This is a genomic window from Streptomyces sp. NPDC059010, from assembly GCF_042740355.1.
Taxonomy (GTDB): domain Bacteria; phylum Actinomycetota; class Actinomycetes; order Streptomycetales; family Streptomycetaceae; genus Streptomyces.
The window spans coordinates 198440-216580 of record NZ_JBHYJA010000006.1 but is presented as its reverse complement, the minus strand read 5'-3'; the positions used below and the strand labels follow the sequence as shown (position 1 = coordinate 216580).

Genomic DNA, 18141 nt, shown 5'->3' with positions numbered 1-18141 from the left:
ATCTATTCTACCCCCCACCCCTCACCACCTCCCCGGGCCCGGCCCCGCCCCCCCCCAACCCACCCCCGCCCCCCCCGGGCGGCCCCCGGGGGCTCCGGTGTGTTCAGCGACGGCGCCGGAGCGCCCGTACCGCCTTCGGGAGGGCGGCGCCCAGGATGAGGGCGGCCGCGGGGAGGACGATGTCGACCCAGGTGTCGCGGATGGGTTTGTACGTGGCGTTGCCGTCGCGGATCTCGATGTAGCCGAGGGGCTTGGCCTCGACTCCTCCGCCGCCGCCCCCGCCGTCGCCGAGCTTGGTGCCCTCGACCGCGCGTCCCGCGCCGCCGCCGAAGCCGAAGCCGACCTTGGCGACCGGGATGACGGTGACGCCGTCGGCGGTGACGGGTTCGCCGTAGACGGCGGTGACCGAGGCGCGGCCGCCGAGTTTCTCGGCGAGGCGTTCCAGGAGGGTGACGGAGGCGTTGGCCGCCGTGACGTCGGTGTCCGGCGGGGACACGAGCATGTGGTCTTCTTTGACTTCCGTGTCTTCCGTTTTGTCTTCCTTGTGGGCGGTCATGCCCATTTCCTAGGCACCCGGGATCCGCCTGTCAAGAGATCCCGACGCTCACGCCGCCGTCTCGACCGGCAGCTCGGCCAGCCGCCACTCCAGCATCCCGTCGGTGAGGCGTACGGCGCGGCGGCCGCGGTCCCGCAGGAGGCGTACGGCGTCGTGGGCGAGGACGCAGTAGGCCCCGCGACAGTAGGCGACCACCTCGGTGTCGTGCGGCAACTCGGCGATGCGGTCGGCCAGTTGAGTGACGGGGATGGACAGGGCGCCCGGGATGTGTCCGGCGGCGTACTCCTCGGCGGGGCGCACGTCCAGGACGACGATCTCGCCGGCGGCGGCACGGGAGAGCAGTGCGTCGCGGTCGACCGCCGCCGAGTCGTCGGTGCCGAGGTAGGCGGTGCGGGCGGGTTCGACGGCGGGCTGGTGGGTCTGGGCGACCTGGCGGAGCAGGGCGTAGAGGGCGGCGACGTCGGCGCCGGCCAGGCGGTAGTGGATGCGGACGCCGTCGCGGCGGGTGGCGACCAGGCCGGCCTGTCTGAGGGTCTGGAGGTGCGCCGAGGCGGTGGTCAGGTTCAGGCCGGCGGCCTTGGCGAGGGCGTCGACGGTGCGCTCGCCCTGGGCCAGCAGATCGAGCAGTTCCAGGCGTTTTCCGCTGCTCAGCGCCTTGCCGGTGCGGGCGAAGGCGTCGTACAGGGCGGCTTTGCGCGCCGCGTCTCCCATGGCTTCCTCCATAATTCCATGGAATATTGTAAATGAAGGGTGGGCGGATGGACCACCCGGCTCGTACCGTGGCAGTGGAGGACCCCATGGGCTTCGCCGACGATCATCTGATTCCGCTGGTCGACACCGGCCTCGGCAACAGCGCCTATCTCGTCGACCTGGGCGACGGCCGCGCCCTGGCGGTGGACGCGAGCCGTGATCTGCGGGCCCTGCGCGCCGAGGCCGGGCGGCGGGGGCTGACCGTCGCGTTCGCCGCCGACACCCACCTGCACGCAGACTTCCTCACCGGCGCGCTCCAGCTCGCCGCCGACGACGGGGCGAAGGTGCTGGCCTCCGCCGCCGGGCGGCGCGCCTTCGAGCACCGGGCCCTGTCGGACGGCGACGAGGTGGACCTGGGCGGGCTGACCCTGCGTGCCCTGGCCACCCCCGGTCACACGGACGAGCACCTGTCGTTCCTGCTCCTGGACGGCGCACGGGAGTTGGGGGTCTTCACCGGCGGTTCGCTGATCGTCGGCTCGGCCGCCCGCACCGATCTGCTGGGCGCCGCCCGCGCGGAGGAGCTGGCCCGCGCCCAGTACCGCTCGCTGCGGCGGCTGGCCGAGCTCCCGGACGTGACGGCCGTATGGCCCACGCACGGCGCCGGTTCCTTCTGCTCCGCCCCGCCGGGCGCCGAGCGCACCTCGACCATCGGCGCCCAGCGGCGGGCCAACGCCCTGCTCGCCGCGCCGGACGAGGACGGCTTCGTACGGGATCTGCTCGGCAGTCTCGGTTCCTACCCCGCCTACTTCGACCGGCTGGCCGAGGTCAACCGGCAGGGTCCCGCGGTGCTCGGCGCGGCGCCCGCGCTCCCCGCGCTGTCACCCACCGAAGTGCGTCGGCTGCTCCGCCAGGGTGCGCAGATCGTCGATGTCCGACGGGTCAGGGACTTCGCCGCCGGTCACATACCCGGCGCCCTCTCGGTCCATCTGCGCGACCAGTTCGCCACCTGGCTGGGTTGGCTGCTGCCCGACGACAGCCCGCTCGTCTTCGTCACGGCGCCCGGCCAGGATCTCGCCGAACTCACCTGGCAGGCCCTGAAGATCGGGTACGAGCGGTTGTGCGGGCACCTGACCATGGACGCCTGGACGGCCGACGGCGGCGCCCAGGAGACCGTCGACCTCGTGCCGGCCGACCGCGTGGGCGAGCGCCCCGTGCTCGACGTGCGTCAGCGGTCCGAGTGGGACTCCGGGCACATTCCCGGCGCCGTCGGCATCGAGCTGGGCGATCTGGAAGGCCGTACGCAAGAGGCACCGTCGAGCGTGCTGGTGCACTGCGCGTACGGCGAGCGGGCGATGACCGCCGCCAGCCTCCTGCAGCGCACCGGCCACCATGACGTCGCCGTCCTCAAGGGCGGCCCCGACGACTGGGCGCAGGTCACCGGCCGCCGCCTCCAGGAGGGCGCGTGACCCCGCGCGCCGACACCCGGGCCGTACGGCTCGGGCTCGGCGCCAACCTGGCCCAGTTCAGTCTGCTCGTCCTCGTCAACGCGCTGGTCGGCGGCATGCTCGGCCAGGAGCGCACCGTGCTGCCGCTGCTCGCCGACCAGGTCTTCCAGCTGTCCGCCTACACGGCCGCCCTCACCTACATCCTGGCGTTCGGCGCGACGAAGGCGGTGACCAACTTCTTCGCGGGCACCCTCTCCGACCGGTACGGCCGCAGACCCGTGCTGATCGCTGGGTGGCTGATCGCGCTGCCCGTGCCGGCGATGCTGGCGTGGGGTCCGTCCTGGGGGTGGATCGTCGCCGCGAACGTCCTGCTGGGCGTGAACCAGGGCCTGACCTGGTCCACCACGGTCATCATGAAGATCGACCTGGCCGGCCCGGAGCGGCGGGGCCTGGCGATGGGCCTCAACGAGGCCGCCGGATACGGCGCGGTGGCGGCCACGGCGATGGCCACGGGCGCGATCGCCGAGCATGCCGGGCTGCGCCCCGAGCCGTTCCTGCTGGGCGCCGCGTATCTCGTGGTAGGGCTGGGCCTGTCCGTGTTCGCCGTCCGCGAGACCCGCGAGCACGCCCGCGCGGAGGCCGCGCTGCACCCCGTACAGGCGCCGGAGGAACGGGAGTTGACGACCGCCCGGATCGCCCGCCGCACCAGTCTGACCGACAAGGCGCTCTCGGCCGCCAGCCAGGCGGGCCTGGTCAACAACCTCAACGACGCGCTCGCCTGGGGCGTCTTCCCGCTGCTGTTCGCCGCGCATGGACTGTCGGTGGCGGAGATCGGCGTGCTGGCGGCGCTGTATCCGGCGGTGTGGGGCGCGGGCCAGTTGGTCACCGGCTGGTGGTCCGACCACATCGGCCGGAAACCGCTGATCACGGCGGGCATGCTGCTCCAGGCGGCGGCGATCGGCCTGGTCGCCGAGGGGACCACGTTCGCGGTGTGGGCCGTCGCCCAGGTCCTCCTGGGCATCGGTACGGCGCTGGTCTACCCGACGCTGCTCGCCGTCATCGGCGATGTCGCCCACCCGGCCTGGCGGGCCCGCGCGGTCGGTGTCTACCGCCTGTGGCGCGACGGGGGCTTCGCGGTCGGGGCGCTGCTCGTGGGAGTCCTGGCCGACGCGTACGGGTTGACCCCGGCGATCTGGACGGTCGCGGCGCTGACGGCCGCCTCGGGCCTGGTCGTGGCGGTGCGCATGTACGAGACGCGGGGTTCGGCGACACCCCGGACCGAAGCGGCGCCCTAGGCGAGGTCCAGGTCGGCGCGGAACAGGTCGTGGTCCGAGGCCTCGGTCTGGTGCACGCCGTGCTCACGTGGGGCGATGCCGCGCAGGAAGATGTAGTCGAACTTGGTCTGCCAGTCGGTGGTCGTCTCGCAGGTGCCGGTCTGCGGGGTGCGGCACTGGGGGTCCGCGTCCGCGGCCAGTGCCCACATCCCGTCGAGTTCGGGGGCGTCGGGCACGGCGTTGAAGTCGCCGAGGACGATCGCGCGGTCCTGCCGGGCGACTTCCTTGGCGAGTACGCCGATCTGCCGTGCTCGGACGGCCTCTTGACGACGGTGGGCGAGGTGCGTGTTGAAGACCCGGACGGACTGTCCGCCCACCTCGGTGGTGACCGCCATGTACCCGCGGTCCTCGGATCCGCCGTCGGGGTACTCCACGGCCACATGGCCGGTCATCGGTGCCGCCGAGAGGATCGCCTGGCCGTAGGCCCCCGGATGCCACGGCACTCCCCCGCAGCGGCCCCAGTTCCGCAGAACCGTCCCGTACTCGACGTGGTAGACGAGCCCGTGCAGGTTCTCCAGGTAGTCCCGGATCTTCTCGACGTCCCGCACGCATGCTTCCTGCAGGCCGATGACCTGGGGCGCGTACCTGGCGATCTCCGCCGCCCGGTCGACGTTGCTCGTCTCGCAGGGGTTGCAGATGTTCCACGTCATGACCCGGTTCGGTACGACGTCCCTGACGGCTTCGACGGGCTGTGACCGGCCGAAGAGGGGGCCGCCCGGTGCGCTGGGGCCGACGAGCACCACGCAGGCCACGATCACGGCGCCCGTGAGCAATCGCGTGCCAGTTCCGAGCACCATCGCCTCCTCACGGCGGACGGCATCCGACGTCTCCAGGCACGAGATTATGGGACGAGGCTGTCAGCACCGCGTGAGGGCGGCCGGATCCCGGCGGGCTCGGGCGTCAGCGAAGCTCCGCGCGGAACGCCGCCGGTGTCATCTCGGTGTGCTGGTGAAAGAACTTGGAGAAGTTCGCGGCGTCCGGGAACCCGACCGCCGCTCCCACCCGCCCGATCGGCGTGTCCGTGTGGGCGAGCAGCCGCTTCGCCTCCAGGACCACCCGCTTGTCGATGAACCCCTTGGGGGTCTCGCCGGTGGCGGCGCGGACCGCGCGGACGAGGGTGCGGCGCGAGTAGCCGAGCTGGTCGGCATAGGCGCTGACACTGTGGTTGGTGGCGAAGCCCTGCTCCACCGCGTCCCGGAACAGGGTGAAGGTCGTGTCGCCCTGCCGGCGCGCGGCCTCCGCCGAGCTCGCGGCGAGATGGGCCAGGCGCAGCAGGAACGCCGTGAGCGAGTGGCGCAGGACGGCGGTGTGCAGGCTCAGCGGGAGGGTCGTCGTGTCCTCGTACTCGCTTCGGAGTTGGGCCAGCGACGACCGCAGAGCGCCGAGCTGGGCTTCGTCGGGGCGGAGCAGGGGTGGGAGGTCGTAGCGGTAGAGGCCGGTGGCCTCGACCGTGGCCCGGGGCAGGAAGCCCGGCTGCATGGCCAGGACGATCCCCTGGTACTCGCTCGTCCGTGAGAAGCGGTGGACCTGTCCGGGGCGGATCCACAACAGGTCGCCGACGCCCGCCTCGTACTCCGTGAAGTCGATCATGTGGCGCACCGGCCCAGCGCTGAAGAGCATCACGACGTGGAAGTCGATGCGGTGCACGCGTTCGAGCGGCGCCTCGTCGGCGTGCCAGGTGTGGCCGGTGCCGCCCATCGGGCCGATCTGCATTCCGACGCCGCCGACGCTCAGTTCGACGGGGAAGGGGAAGGTTCTGATCCCTCCGTCGCCGCCTTCGCCCCTTGTGTCCACCATGTCCGTCTCGCGCCGTCTCACTCGTGCGGGGCCCGCGCTCAGCCGTGCGCCGCGCGCCGCGCCGTGTCCCACTTTCACCACAGCCTGACACACGTGGACCTTCCCTAGTAAAAGTCAGACTTTTACTTTTGAACGCGTTGGACCAGCCATTTCGCTTCGATCGAGGACTTTTTGAAGATGAGCACGCAGACACCGGACAGCTTCGAATGGACCGAACTCGACCGGCGTGCCGTCGACACGGCCCGCCTTCTGGCGGCCGATGCCGTGCAGAAGGTCGGCAACGGGCACCCGGGCACCGCGATGAGCCTCGCCCCGGCCGCGTACACGATCTTTCAGAAGGTGATGCGTCACGATCCCGCCGATCCCGAGTGGACCGGACGGGATCGTTTCGTTCTCTCCCCCGGCCACACCTCGCTGACCCTCTACACCCAACTGTTCCTCGCCGGGTACGAGCTGGAGCTCGACGACCTCAAGGCCTTCCGCACGCACGGTTCGAAGACGCCGGGTCATCCCGAGTACGGGCACACCGCGGGCGTGGAGACCACCACCGGCCCGCTCGGCCAGGGGGTCGCCAACGCCGTCGGCATGGCGATGGCCGCCCGTTACGAGCGCGGCCTGTTCGACCCGGAGGCGCCTGAGGGCGAGTCCCCGTTCGACCACACCATCTGGGCGATCGTCTCCGACGGCGACCTGGAGGAGGGCGTCTCCGCCGAGGCCTCCTCGCTGGCCGGCCACCAGAAGCTCGGCAACCTGGTCTTCCTGTACGACGACAACCACATCTCCATCGAGGGCGACACCGCGACGGCGTTCTCCGAGGACGTGCTGAAGCGGTACGAGGCGTACGGCTGGCATGTGCAGCGGATCGCGCCCGCGCTGGGCGGCGACATCGACGTCGCCGAGCTGTACGGGGCGCTGCGGGCGGCGCAGGCCGAGACCGAACGGCCCTCCATCATCGCGATGCGCACGATCATCGCCTGGCCCGCCCCGAACGCGCAGAACACCGAGGCCTCCCACGGCTCCGCCCTCGGCGCCGAGGAGATCGCCGCCACCAAGCGCGTCCTCGGCTTCGACCCGGAGCGGTCCTTCGAGGTCGCCGACGAGGTCCTCGCCCACGCCCGCCGCGCCCTGGACCGGGGCGCCGAGGCACACGCCGCCTGGGACAAGCAGCTCGGCACCTGGCGCGCCGCCAACCCCGAGCGCGCCCAGCTGTTCGACCGGATCGTCGCCGGTCAGCTGCCCGAGGGCTGGGAGTCCTCGATCCCGGTGTTCGAGGAGGGCAAGTCGGTCGCCACCCGGGCCGCCTCCGGCAAGGTGCTCCAGGCGCTCGGCCCGGTCATCCCCGAGCTGTGGGGCGGCTCGGCCGACCTGGCCGGCTCCAACAACACCACCATCGACAAGACGAGTTCGTTCCTTCCGAAGGGCAACCCGCTGCCGGAGGCCGACCCGTACGGCCGTACCGTCCACTTCGGTATCCGCGAGTTCTCGATGGCCGCGGAGATGAACGGCATCGCCCTGCACGGCAACACCCGTATCTACGGCGGCACCTTCCTGGTGTTCTCCGACTACATGCGCAACGCCGTGCGCATGTCCGCGCTGATGCAGCTTCCGGTGACGTACGTCTGGACGCACGACTCCGTCGGCCTCGGCGAGGACGGCCCGACCCACCAGCCGGTCGAGCACCTGGCCGCCCTGCGCGCCATCCCGGGCCTGAACATCGTCCGCCCCGCCGACGCCAACGAGACGGCGATCGTCTGGGCCGAGATCCTCAAGCGCCACTCCACCAACCCCGCCCCGCACGGCCTCGCGCTCACCCGCCAGGGCGTGCCGACGTACGCGCCCAACTCCGAGGCGGCGAAGGGCGGTTACGTCCTTCAGGACTCGTCCACCGGGACGCCCGAGGTCGTTCTCATCGCCACCGGTTCCGAGGTCCAGCTGGCCGTCGCCGCGCGCGAGCGGCTGGAGGCCGAGGGGGTCGGCACCCGGGTGGTGTCGATGCCGTCCGTGGAGTGGTTCGAGGAGCAGTCGCGGGAGTACCGCGAGAGCGTGCTGCCGCCGGCCGTGAAGGCGCGGGTCGCCGTCGAGGCGGGGATCGGGCTGACCTGGTACCGGTTCGTGGGCGATGCCGGACGCATCGTCTCCCTGGAGCACTTCGGCGCCTCCGCCGACGCCAAGACCCTGTTCGCCGAGTACGGCTTCACCCCCGAGAACGTCGCCGCCGCCGCGCGCGAGTCCCTTGACGCCGCCCGCGGTTGATCCGAACGCCAGAAGGAAGCAGAACACAGTGACCACCGAAGCAACCGCGACCGCGGGCACCCTCAGGCGCCTCTCCGACGAGGGCGTCTCGATCTGGCTGGACGACCTGTCGCGCAAGCGGATCGAGTCGGGCAACCTCGCCGGGCTGATCGCCGACAAGAACGTCGTCGGCGTCACCACCAACCCGTCCATCTTCCAGGCCGCCATCGGCTCCGGCGAGGGCTACGAGGAGCAGCTCGCCGACCTCGCCGTGCGGGGCGTCACGGTCGACGAGGCCGTGCGCATGATGACCACCGCCGACGTGAGGGCCGCCGCCGACATCCTGCGGCCCGTGTACGACGCGACCGGCGGCCGGGACGGCCGGGTCTCCATCGAGGTCGACCCGCGCCTCGCCCACCGCACGGCGGCCACGATCGCCGAGGCCAGGCAGCTGGCCTGGCTGGTCGACCGGCCCAACGTGATGATCAAGATCCCGGCGACCAAGGCGGGCCTGCCCGCCATCACCGAGGTCATCGGCCAGGGCATCAGTGTCAACGTCACGCTGATCTTCTCCCTGGAGCGCTACCGCGAGGTCATGGACGCCTACCTGGCCGGTCTGGAGCAGGCCGCCGCGAAGGGCCTGGACCTGTCCGGCATCCACTCCGTGGCGTCCTTCTTCGTCTCCCGCGTCGACTCCGAGATCGACAAGCGGCTGACGGCGATCGGCACCGGCGAGGCTCTCGCGCTCAAGGGCAAGGCCGCGCTCGCCAACGCCCGCCTGGCCTACGAGGCCTACGAGGAGGTCTTCGAGGGCGACCGCTGGACCGCCCTCTCCGGCGCCAAGGCCAACAAGCAGCGCCCGCTGTGGGCCTCGACCGGTGTGAAGGACCCGGCGTACAAGTCCACCCTGTATGTGGACGAGCTGGTCGCGCCGGGCACGGTCAACACGATGCCCGAGGCCACGCTGAACGCCACGGCGGAGCACGGCGGGATCACCGGCGACACGGTGACCGGCGGCTACGCCCAGGCCCGGGCCGACCTGGCCGCCGTGGAGGCGCTGGGCATCTCGTACGACGAGGTCGTCACCCGGTTGGAGGACGAGGGCGTCGCCAAGTTCGAGGTGGCGTGGCAGGACCTGTTGAAGGCCGTTGAGAAGTCGCTCGGCAGCAAGGGAGCTGACGCAGCATGACCCCCGACCGAGACCACTGGGACAACCCCCTGCGCGATCCGCGCGACCGCCGTCTCCCGCGGATCGCGGGCCCGTCCGGGCTCGTCATCTTCGGCGTCACCGGCGACCTGTCCCGCAAGAAGCTGATGCCGGCCGTGTACGACCTGGCCAACCGCGGGATGCTGCCGCCGGGCTTCTCCCTCGTCGGGTTCGCCCGCCGGGACTGGGAGGACGAGGACTTCGCACAGATCGTGCACGACTCGGTGCGCGAGCACGCCCGTACGGAGTTCCGTGAGGAGGTCTGGCAGCAGCTCTCCGAGGGCATGCGGTTCATCCCGGGCGACTTCGACGACGACACGGCGTTCGACCAGCTGCGCCGGACGGTCCAGGAGCTGGACAAGGCGCGCGGCACGGGCGGCAACTTCGCCTTCTATCTCTCCGTACCGCCGAAGTTCTTCCCGAAGGTCGTCCAGCAGCTGAAGAAGCACGGTCTGGCGGACGCCCCCGAGGGGTCCTGGCGGCGAGCCGTCATCGAGAAGCCGTTCGGACACGACCTCGCGAGCGCCCGGGAGCTGAACGCGATCGTGCACGACGTGTTCGACCCGGAGCAGGTCTTCCGGATCGACCACTATCTGGGCAAGGAGACCGTCCAGAACATCCTGGCGCTGCGCTTCGCGAACCAGATGTTCGAGCCGATCTGGAACCGGTCGTACGTCGACCATGTGCAGATCACGATGGCCGAGGACATCGGCATCGGCGGCCGGGCCGGCTACTACGACGGCATCGGCTCGGCCCGTGACGTCATCCAGAACCATCTGCTCCAGCTGATGGCGCTCACCGCGATGGAGGAACCGGCCGCCTTCGACGCCGGGTCGCTGCTCACCGAGAAGCTGAAGGTGCTCAAGGCGGTCAAGCTGCCGGAGAACCTCGGCGAGCACACCGTGCGCGGACAGTACGCGCGCGGCTGGCAGGGCGGTGAGCAGGTCGTCGGGTACCTGGAGGAGGACGGCATCGACCCCGGGTCGAAGACCGACACCTACGCCGCCGTCAAGCTGAACGTCGACAACCGGCGCTGGGCGGGCGTGCCGTTCTATCTGCGCACCGGCAAGCGGCTCGGGCGGCGGGTGACGGAGATCGCCGTCGTCTTCCAGCGGGCGCCGCACTCCCCGTTCGACTCCACCGCCACCGAGGAGCTCGGCCAGAACGCCATCGTCATCCGCGTCCAGCCGGACGAGGGCGTGACGGTGCGGTTCGGCTCCAAGGTGCCGGGTACCTCGATGGAGATCCGGGACGTGACGATGGACTTCGCCTACGGCGAGTCGTTCACGGAGTCCAGCCCGGAGGCCTACGAGCGGCTCATCCTGGATGTCCTCCTCGGGGACGCCAATTTGTTCCCCCGTCACCAGGAAGTGGAAGAGTCCTGGAAGATCCTCGACCCCATCGAGGAGTACTGGGACACACACGGCAGGCCGGCGCGGTACGCGTCCGGCAGCTGGGGACCCGAGGAAGCCGACGAGATGCTCGCACGAGACGGACGGAGCTGGCGCAGGCCATGAAGATCGACCTGAGCGACACCACGGCAAGCAAGATCAACAAGGCGCTGGTGCAGGGCCGCCGCGCGATCGGTACGCCGGCCGTGGGCATGGTCCTGACGATGGTCATCGTCACGGACGAGGAGAACGCCTACGACTCGATCAAGGCGGCCGAGGAAGCCTCGCACGAACACCCCGCGCGCACCCTGGTCGTCATCAAGCGGCATGCCCGCACCCCCCGCGACCGCACCCGCTCCCACCTCGACGCCGAGGTCCGGGTGGGCGCCGACGCCGGCACCGGTGAGACGGTGATCCTGCGGATGTACGGCGAGGTGTCCGACCACGCCGACTCGGTGGTGCTGCCGCTGCTGCTGCCGGACGCGCCGGTCGTGGTGTGGTGGCCGGTGGAGGCGCCGGAGAACCCCTCGAAGGATCCGCTGGGCGCGCTGGCCCAGCGCCGGATCACCGACCTGTACACCACCGAGACCCCGCTGGCGGACCTGGAGGTGCGCGCCCGCTCCTACGCGCCCGGCGACACCGACCTGGCCTGGACCCGGCTCACCCCGTGGCGCTCGATGCTGGCCGCGGCACTGGACCAGGCGCGGGTGCCGATCACCTCGGCGACGGTGGAGGCGGAGGCCGACAACCCGGCCGCCGAGCTGCTGGCCCGCTGGCTGGAGGCCCGGCTGCACGTCACCGCCGAGCGGGTCGTCACCGCCGGACCGGTCGTCACGGGTGTGCGCCTGGGCACCGAGAACGGCGAGATCGTCATCGACCGTCCCGAGGGCCCGCTGGCCACGCTCACCCTGCCGGGCCAGCCGTCGCGCACCCTCGCGCTGAAGGTCCGCACCACCTCCGAACTCATCGCCGAGGAGCTGCGGCGCCTCGACCAGGACGAGATGTACGCCGTCGCCCTGCGGGGCGAGGCCACCAAGGAGACCCCCGACCATGTCTGACCCGCTGTCCGACACCCCCAGGCTCACCCGGCGCCCCGAGTGGACGGCCCTCGAAGACCACCGCGCGGACGCGCTGCACCGCCCGCGGCTGCGTGAGCTGTTCGCGGCCGACCCCTCGCGTGCCCAGCGGTATGTCGTACGCGTCGGCGATCTGCGCATCGACTACTCCAAGCACCTGATCAACGACGAGACTCTCGCCCTGCTGCAGGAACTGGCCACCGCCACCGATGTGTCCGGGCTGCGTGACGCGATGTTCCGCGGCGAGCGGATCAACGTCACCGAGAACCGGGCGGTGCTGCACACTGCGCTGCGGGCCCCGGCCGACGCGGTGATCGAGGTGGACGGCGAAAACGTCGTGCCCCAGGTGCACGCCGTGCTGGACAAGATGAGCGACTTCGCCGAGCGGGTCCGCTCCGGTGCGTGGACCGGCCACACGGGCCGCCGTATCCGCAACGTCGTCAACATCGGCATCGGCGGCTCCGACCTGGGTCCGGCGATGGCGTACGAGGCGCTGCGGCCGTTCTCGGCACGGGAGTTGACGTTCCGGTTCGTCTCCAACGTCGACGGGGCCGACCTCCACGAGGCGGTGCGGGACCTGGACCCGGCGGAGACGCTGTTCATCGTCGCGTCCAAGACGTTCACCACGATCGAGACGATCACCAACGCCACGTCGGCCCGCTCCTGGCTGCTGGCCGGGCTCGGCGGCGAGGACAAGGCGGTCGCCAGGCACTTCGTGGCGCTGTCGACCAACGCCGAGAAGGTCGCGGACTTCGGCATCGACCCGGACAACATGTTCGAGTTCTGGGACTGGGTCGGCGGGCGCTACTCGTACGACTCGGCCATCGGTCTCTCCCTGATGATCGCCATCGGCCCGGACCGGTTCCGGGAGATGCTCGACGGCTTCCGCATCGTCGACGAGCACTTCAGGAGCGCGCCCGCCGAGGCCAACGCACCGCTGATCATGGGCCTGTTGGGCATCTGGTACGGCAATTTCTGCGGCGCCGAGTCGCATGCGGTGCTGCCGTACTCGCACTACCTGTCGAAGTTCACGGCGTATCTGCAGCAGCTGGACATGGAGTCCAACGGCAAGTCGGTGGACCGTGACGGGCATGTCGTGGGCTGGGAGACCGGTCCCGTGGTGTGGGGCACGCCCGGCACCAACGGGCAGCACGCCTACTACCAGCTGATCCACCAGGGCACCCGGCTCATCCCGGCCGACCTGATCGGCTTCGCCCGCCCGGTCGCCGAGCTGAGCGACGAACTCAAGGCGCAGCACGACCTGTTGATGGCGAACCTCTTCGCCCAGGGCCAGGCGCTCGCCTTCGGCAAGACCGCGGACGAGGTCCGCGCGGAGGGCGTGCCCGAGGAGCAGGTCCCGCACCGCACCTTCCTCGGCAACCACCCCACCACCACGATCCTCGCCCGCGAGCTGACCCCGTCGGTCCTCGGCCAGCTGGTCGCCCTCTACGAGCACAAGGTGTTCGTGCAGGGCGCCGTCTGGAACATCGACTCCTTCGACCAGTGGGGCGTGGAGCTGGGCAAGGTCCTCGCCAAGCGGGTCGAACCCGCGCTCACCGAGGGCGCCGACGTCCCCGGTCTCGACGCCTCCACCGCCGCCCTCGTGGCCGCCTACCGCGAACTCAAGGAAGTGTGAACTGATATGCAGCTCGGTCTCATCGGTCTCGGCAAGATGGGCGGCAACATGCGCGAGCGGATCCGCCGCGCCGGCCACACCGTCATCGGCTACGACCGCAATCCGGAGGTCTCCGACGTCAAGAGCCTGGAAGAGCTGGTCCAGCAGCTCGACGCGCCGCGCACGGTGTGGGTGATGGTGCCGGCCGGCACCGCCACCCAGGGCGTCGTGGACGAGCTCAAGGACCTGCTGTCCCCCGGTGACACGGTGGTCGACGGCGGCAACTCCCGCTGGACGGACGACGAGAAGCACGCCGCCGAACTCGGCGTCAAGGGCATCGGCTTCGTGGACGCGGGCGTCTCCGGCGGTGTGTGGGGCCTGCAGAACGGCTACGCGCTGATGGTCGGCGGCGACAAGGAGCACGTGGAGCGGCTCCAGCCGATCTTCGAGTCGCTCAAGCCCGAGGGGCCGTACGGCTATGTCCACGCCGGCCGGGTCGGCGCCGGGCACTTCTCGAAGATGGTCCACAACGGCATCGAGTACGCCATGATGCAGGCCTACGCCGAGGGCTGGGAGCTCCTTGAGAAGGTCAACTCGGTGGACAACGTCCGCGAGGTGTTCCGCTCCTGGCAGGAGGGCACCGTCATCCGCTCCTGGCTGCTGGACCTCGCGGTGAACGCCCTGGACGAGGACGAGCACCTGAAGAAGCTGAAGGGCTTCGCGCAGGACTCCGGCGAGGGCCGCTGGACGGTGGAGGCCGCCATCGACCACGCGGTGCCGCTGCCCGCGATCACCGCGTCGCTGTTCGCCCGCTTCGCGTCCCGGCAGGACGACTCCCCGCAGATGAAGATGATCGCGGCGCTGCGCAACCAGTTCGGCGGCCACGCCGTCGAGTCGAAGTAGCCGACCGTGGGAGATCTCCTACTGGTCCGCCACGGGGAGACGGAGTGGAGCAGGTCGGGACAGCACACCAGCTGGACCGACCTGCCCCTCACCGACGACGGCGAGGAACAGGCCAAGTCCCTCGCCCCGCTGCTGTCCGGCCGGACCTTCGCGCTGGCCCTCACCAGCCCGCTGCACCGCGCGGTCCGCACCGCCGAACTGGCGGGCGTGGCGGCGGCCGTACCCGACCCGGACCTGCACGAGTGGGACTACGGCGGCTACGAGGGCGTCACCACCGTCGACATCCACCGCACCCGCCCCGACTGGTACCTGTGGACCGACGGGGTGGCTCCCGGCCCGGACGGCCACCCCGGTGAGTCACCGGCCGAGGTGGGCGCACGAGCCGACCGAGTCCTGTCGCGGGTCGCGTCGGCCCTCCCCGACGGCGACGTCGTCCTCGTGGCGCACGGCCACTTCCTGCGCGTCGTCACGGCCCGCCGACTGGGGCTGGCCCCGGCGGACGGGCGGCTGTTCCAGCTGGCGACGGGCACGGTGAGCCGACTGTCGACCGAGCACGGCCGACCAGTGATCGCGGAGTGGAACACCAGGCCGTAACCCTTGCGCCCCCGCAAGTCGGTACAGAAGCAAGGGCCTTGTCGACGTTCGGCCTCCGCTGTATGGCTGGATGATGAGCCGAGTCTGGACGCAGTGCGCGGTGCCGCCGTGCGCGGCGATCGTCGTGCCGGGCCGCGGTCACTGTCTGCGCCACCTGGACGAGTCGGAGCGGCTGGAGGCCCTCGGGGCGCTCGGGCCGGGTGCGGACGTGGACTTTCGCGGGGTGCACTTCACTCCGGAGCTGTGGCAGTCGGTGACGGCGGCGGTGCGCGCACGCTTCGGGAGTGCGCGGTTCGACACGGCTCGGTTTCCGGCCGGGACACGCTGTCCGGGCACCCGGTTCGGGGGACCCGCCTATTTCGAGGGGGCGCACTTCGAGGGCGAAGTCCACTTCACCGGGGCCGAGTTCGCCGACTACGCCGGGTTCGACGCGGCCTCGTTCGCCGGGGCGGCGTACTTCCGGGAGGTGCGGTTTCACGGCGAAGTCCGCTTCGTGGTCGCGCGGTTCGCGGCGGACGCGTTCTTCGACGGAGTGTCGTGCGCGTCCGCCGCCCGGTTCACCCAGGCGTACTTCGACGGGCTCGGCTCGTTCACCGCGGCGCACTTCTCGGGCAGCGCGTTCTTCACCGAGTCCTGGTTCCGGCGGCAGGGCGCCACGAGCGCCGACTTCTCCGAGGCGACCTTCAGCAGGCGGGCGGAGTTCCACGGGGCGCGGTTCCGGGGCCGGGCGGCGTTCGCCGACGCGGTGTTCGAGAGCGAGTGGCGCGGGGCCGTCGTGTGCGCGGACGAACTGTGGATGCGGGGGGCCGTGTTCCGGATGCCGCTGCGCATGGGCATCGCCGCGCTGCGAGTGGACATGAACCGGGTGCGGTGCGAGTCCACCGCCGCCTTCCAGCTGCGGTACGCGGCGGTGTCGTTGCGGGATGCGGTGCTCGCCGAGCCCGTGACCCTGTCGTACGAGGCGATGCCGTTCATGGCGGGGTCACGCCGGCTCGAACAGGAGATGCCGCGTGCGGAAGGCAGTGTGGCCGTCAAGCTGTTGCGGCTGTCCGGGGTCAACGCGGCCCATCTGGTCCTGACCGACGTCGATCTGTCGCGCTGCGAGTTCTCCGGTTCCTACAACCTCGACCAGATCAGTCTGGCGGGACGCTGCGGATACGGCACCCCGCCGTCCGGACTGCGTCGCGGCGGCCGGTTGCCCCTCTCCTGGTGGAGCCGTCGGCGAGTGATCGTCGAGGAGCAGTACTGGCGGGCGCTGCCCACGAGCAACCGCACCGCGGCGGACACCGACGGATGGCTCACGGGTCTCGGTCATCCCGATCCGGCGCAGAGCCCCACGGCGGACGACGTCGCCATCGTCTACCGACAGCTGCGCAAGGCGCTGGAGGACACGAAGAACCAGCCCGGAGCGGCGGACTTCTACTACGGCGAAATGGAGATGCGGCGCCACAACAAGGACACCCCGCCCGGCGAACGTGCCCTGCTGCACGCCTACTGGCTGCTGTCCGGCTACGGGCTGCGTGCCTCACGGGCGCTGTGGGCGCTGCTGTGCGCCATGGGTGTCACCGTGCTGCTGCTCATGCTCTTCGGGCTGCCCGCGGCACCACCGTCGGCCCGTATGACGGGGCAGGTGCCGGCGGGCGGCGGACAGGTCGTGCTGACGCCCGACACCGCGGGCAGGAAAGTCCCGAAGGGATACAAGGATCGTTTCAGCACCACCCGCCTGGAGCGATCCGGTCGTGTGGTCGTCAACTCGGTGGTGTTCCGCAGCAGCGGTCAGGACCTGACGCAGGGCGGCATGTGGATCGAGATGGGCAGCAGACTGTGCGAGCCGGTCCTGTTCGGTCTGGCCGTGCTCGCCGCCCGCGGGCGCGTGCAGCGCTGATCCGGCTGCCCCGGCCTACAGCACGTCCCCGAACTCGCTCAACACCCCTGGTGGGGCGAGCGCGTTGACGTAGTGGCCCGGGCCGTGGTCGTCGAAGGAGTACTTGAAGGGGATCGTGCGGGTCAGGGCGAGGCGGGTCGCGAAGAAGGCGAGCGGGGCCACCACCGCGAGGCCCGCCAGGCTGTCCATCTGCGGGTAGTGCAGATCCGGTTCCGTCACCTCCCGCCAGCCCTCGTCGCGGCAGCGCAGCAGGGGGCGTACGGATCGGCGGGCGCCCTCCGTGGCGCGGACCGCCAGGTCGCCCCACCCGCCGGTGGAGACGGTGCGCAGCGCGTCGGTCGGCAGGGTGAGTGCCTCGACGGCCGTGTCCGCGGCCGAGGTCAGGAGGGCGTCGGTGAGGCCGTGGCGTCGGCGGTAGTGGAACTCGCGGCCGAAGGGGGCGTACGGGCCGACCGGGCGTGGGGGCAGGGCGGGGACGACGTCGCGGTCGAAGATGTAGCGGATGAGGCGGTCGCGCAGGATGTGCGTGCCGTTCGGGCCGGGCGCCTCGGCGCAGGCGCGGGCCAGGTCGGGGCCACCGACCATGGGCTGGCCGAAGGTGTAGACGCCCCTGAGCTTGTCGGTGATGTGCCGGTAGCGGGGCTCGTGGACGAGGGTCACCGCCATCAGCGCGGCCATGGCGCCGCCGAGGCTGTGGCCGGTGATGTACAGGGCCTCCAGGCCGCCGCCGCGGGCGCCTGCTTCGTCGGGGATGACGGACTCGCCGCGCAGGGCTCCTTCCAGGGCCCGGACGACGAGGTGGCGGGTGGCGCGGACGTTGCGGTAGAAGCCGGCGTGGACCTCGTGCCGGCGGCCCTCCAGTTCGACGGTGAGCATCTCCGGCCGTACGTCGGCGTCGGTGAGGATGCTGATGATGTCCTCGGGCTGGGTGCCGCGGTAGACGAGGATCGCGACCCGGCGGTCCTTGTCCTGGATCAGATAGGCGGCGGACGCGATGTACATGGCGTCCACGCGCTGCTCGAACACCCGGCAGTCGTTCTCCTCAAGGCCGAGCCTGGCCATGATCATGGACAGGGTCTCGGGGTCGCTCTGATGCTGGAATCCGGCGTACGCGTAGGCCGAGCAGGTCGCCATGACATGCGGGACGACGCCGTCGGGGTCGGGCTGGCGCGCGTCCTCGACGAGCCGGTCCACCAGGTCGGGGTAGACCGGGAAGTCGCTCGGGTCGGTGGGTGGCTTGGCCGGGCGTAACGCGGCGAAGCTGGGCCCTTTGACGTATGCGTCCCGCATGTGCGGCCTCCCCCGGAACGTGGGGGGGGGGGGGGGGGCCCCCCCCCCCCCCCGGGCCCCCCCCGGGCGCGCGGCGCGGGGGGGCCCGGGGGGGGGCGGTCGCCCGCCCCCCCCCCGGGGGGGGCC

15 protein-coding genes are annotated in these 18141 nt (G+C 71.2%); 10 read left to right on the top strand and 5 right to left on the bottom strand.

Annotated elements, in window-relative coordinates; genetic code table 11:
* Positions 1 to 103 precede the first annotated feature (103 nt).
* Together ACFWYS_RS08450 and ACFWYS_RS08445 are read right to left on the bottom strand one after the other, a co-directional pair.
* Positions 104 to 502 (bottom strand): spore germination protein GerW family protein, encoded by a 399-nt coding sequence (locus ACFWYS_RS08450; RefSeq protein ID WP_384764972.1) that lies wholly within the window; start codon positions 500 to 502, stop codon positions 104 to 106.
* A gap of 102 nt (positions 503 to 604) precedes the next feature.
* Positions 605 to 1267 (bottom strand): ArsR/SmtB family transcription factor, encoded by a 663-nt coding sequence (locus ACFWYS_RS08445; RefSeq protein ID WP_384764971.1) that lies wholly within the window; start codon positions 1265 to 1267, stop codon positions 605 to 607.
* Between the two features lie 47 nt (positions 1268 to 1314).
* On the opposite strand from ACFWYS_RS08445, the gene ACFWYS_RS08440 reads away from it, so the two are divergent.
* Together ACFWYS_RS08440 and ACFWYS_RS08435 are read left to right on the top strand one after the other, a co-directional pair.
* On the top strand, positions 1315 to 2712 hold the full coding sequence (locus ACFWYS_RS08440) for a rhodanese-like domain-containing protein (RefSeq protein ID WP_384764969.1): 1398 nt from the start codon (positions 1315 to 1317) through the stop codon (positions 2710 to 2712).
* Positions 2709 to 3986, top strand: coding sequence for an MFS transporter (locus tag ACFWYS_RS08435; RefSeq protein ID WP_384764967.1), 1278 nt, complete (start codon positions 2709 to 2711; stop codon positions 3984 to 3986). Before ACFWYS_RS08440 ends, ACFWYS_RS08435 begins: the two co-directional genes overlap by 4 nt.
* On the opposite strand, the gene ACFWYS_RS08430 is transcribed toward ACFWYS_RS08435, so the two are convergent.
* Together ACFWYS_RS08430 and ACFWYS_RS08425 are read right to left on the bottom strand one after the other, a co-directional pair.
* Positions 3983 to 4822 (bottom strand): endonuclease/exonuclease/phosphatase family protein, encoded by an 840-nt coding sequence (locus ACFWYS_RS08430; protein WP_384764966.1) that lies wholly within the window; start codon positions 4820 to 4822, stop codon positions 3983 to 3985. The two genes, ACFWYS_RS08435 and ACFWYS_RS08430, sit on opposite strands and share 4 nt — an antisense overlap.
* Before the next feature lie 103 nt (positions 4823 to 4925).
* Complete coding sequence (locus tag ACFWYS_RS08425) at positions 4926 to 5822, bottom strand: helix-turn-helix domain-containing protein (RefSeq protein ID WP_384764964.1); 897 nt, start codon at positions 5820 to 5822, stop codon at positions 4926 to 4928.
* A 177-nt stretch (positions 5823 to 5999) separates the two neighbouring features.
* Between ACFWYS_RS08425 and tkt the strand changes: the two genes are divergently transcribed.
* The 8 genes from tkt (at position 6000) to ACFWYS_RS08385 (ending at position 16725) form a co-directional block, all read left to right on the top strand.
* Positions 6000 to 8075, top strand: a complete 2076-nt coding sequence (gene tkt, locus ACFWYS_RS08420) for a transketolase (RefSeq protein WP_384764962.1) — start codon at positions 6000 to 6002, stop codon at positions 8073 to 8075.
* 28 nt (positions 8076 to 8103) lie between these two features.
* Positions 8104 to 9243, top strand: a complete 1140-nt coding sequence (gene tal / locus ACFWYS_RS08415) for a transaldolase (protein WP_384764960.1) — start codon at positions 8104 to 8106, stop codon at positions 9241 to 9243.
* On the top strand, positions 9240 to 10778 hold the full coding sequence (gene zwf / locus ACFWYS_RS08410) for a glucose-6-phosphate dehydrogenase (RefSeq protein ID WP_384764958.1): 1539 nt from the start codon (positions 9240 to 9242) through the stop codon (positions 10776 to 10778). The genes tal and zwf overlap by 4 nt, the downstream gene beginning before the upstream one ends.
* The gene (gene opcA, locus ACFWYS_RS08405) at positions 10775 to 11710 is read left to right on the top strand and encodes a glucose-6-phosphate dehydrogenase assembly protein OpcA (protein WP_384764956.1); all 936 of its coding nucleotides are present in this window, start codon (positions 10775 to 10777) and stop codon (positions 11708 to 11710) included. Before zwf ends, opcA begins: the two co-directional genes overlap by 4 nt.
* 4 nt (positions 11711 to 11714) lie before the next feature.
* Positions 11715 to 13364: a glucose-6-phosphate isomerase gene (gene pgi, locus ACFWYS_RS08400; protein WP_384765110.1), complete on the top strand. Its 1650-nt coding sequence runs from the start codon at positions 11715 to 11717 to the stop codon at positions 13362 to 13364.
* A gap of 6 nt (positions 13365 to 13370) precedes the next feature.
* On the top strand, positions 13371 to 14246 hold the full coding sequence (gnd, locus tag ACFWYS_RS08395; RefSeq protein ID WP_384764954.1) for a phosphogluconate dehydrogenase (NAD(+)-dependent, decarboxylating): 876 nt from the start codon (positions 13371 to 13373) through the stop codon (positions 14244 to 14246).
* A 6-nt stretch (positions 14247 to 14252) separates the two neighbouring features.
* Positions 14253 to 14840 (top strand): histidine phosphatase family protein, encoded by a 588-nt coding sequence (locus tag ACFWYS_RS08390; protein WP_384764952.1) that lies wholly within the window; start codon positions 14253 to 14255, stop codon positions 14838 to 14840.
* Between the two features lie 70 nt (positions 14841 to 14910).
* Positions 14911 to 16725 (top strand): pentapeptide repeat-containing protein, encoded by a 1815-nt coding sequence (locus ACFWYS_RS08385; RefSeq protein ID WP_384764950.1) that lies wholly within the window; start codon positions 14911 to 14913, stop codon positions 16723 to 16725.
* A gap of 15 nt (positions 16726 to 16740) precedes the next feature.
* Here the strand turns inward: ACFWYS_RS08385 and ACFWYS_RS08380 are convergent, their stop codons facing one another.
* The gene (locus ACFWYS_RS08380) at positions 16741 to 18015 is read right to left on the bottom strand and encodes a lipase family protein (protein WP_384764948.1); all 1275 of its coding nucleotides are present in this window, start codon (positions 18013 to 18015) and stop codon (positions 16741 to 16743) included.
* Between the last annotated feature and the right edge of the window lie 126 nt (positions 18016 to 18141).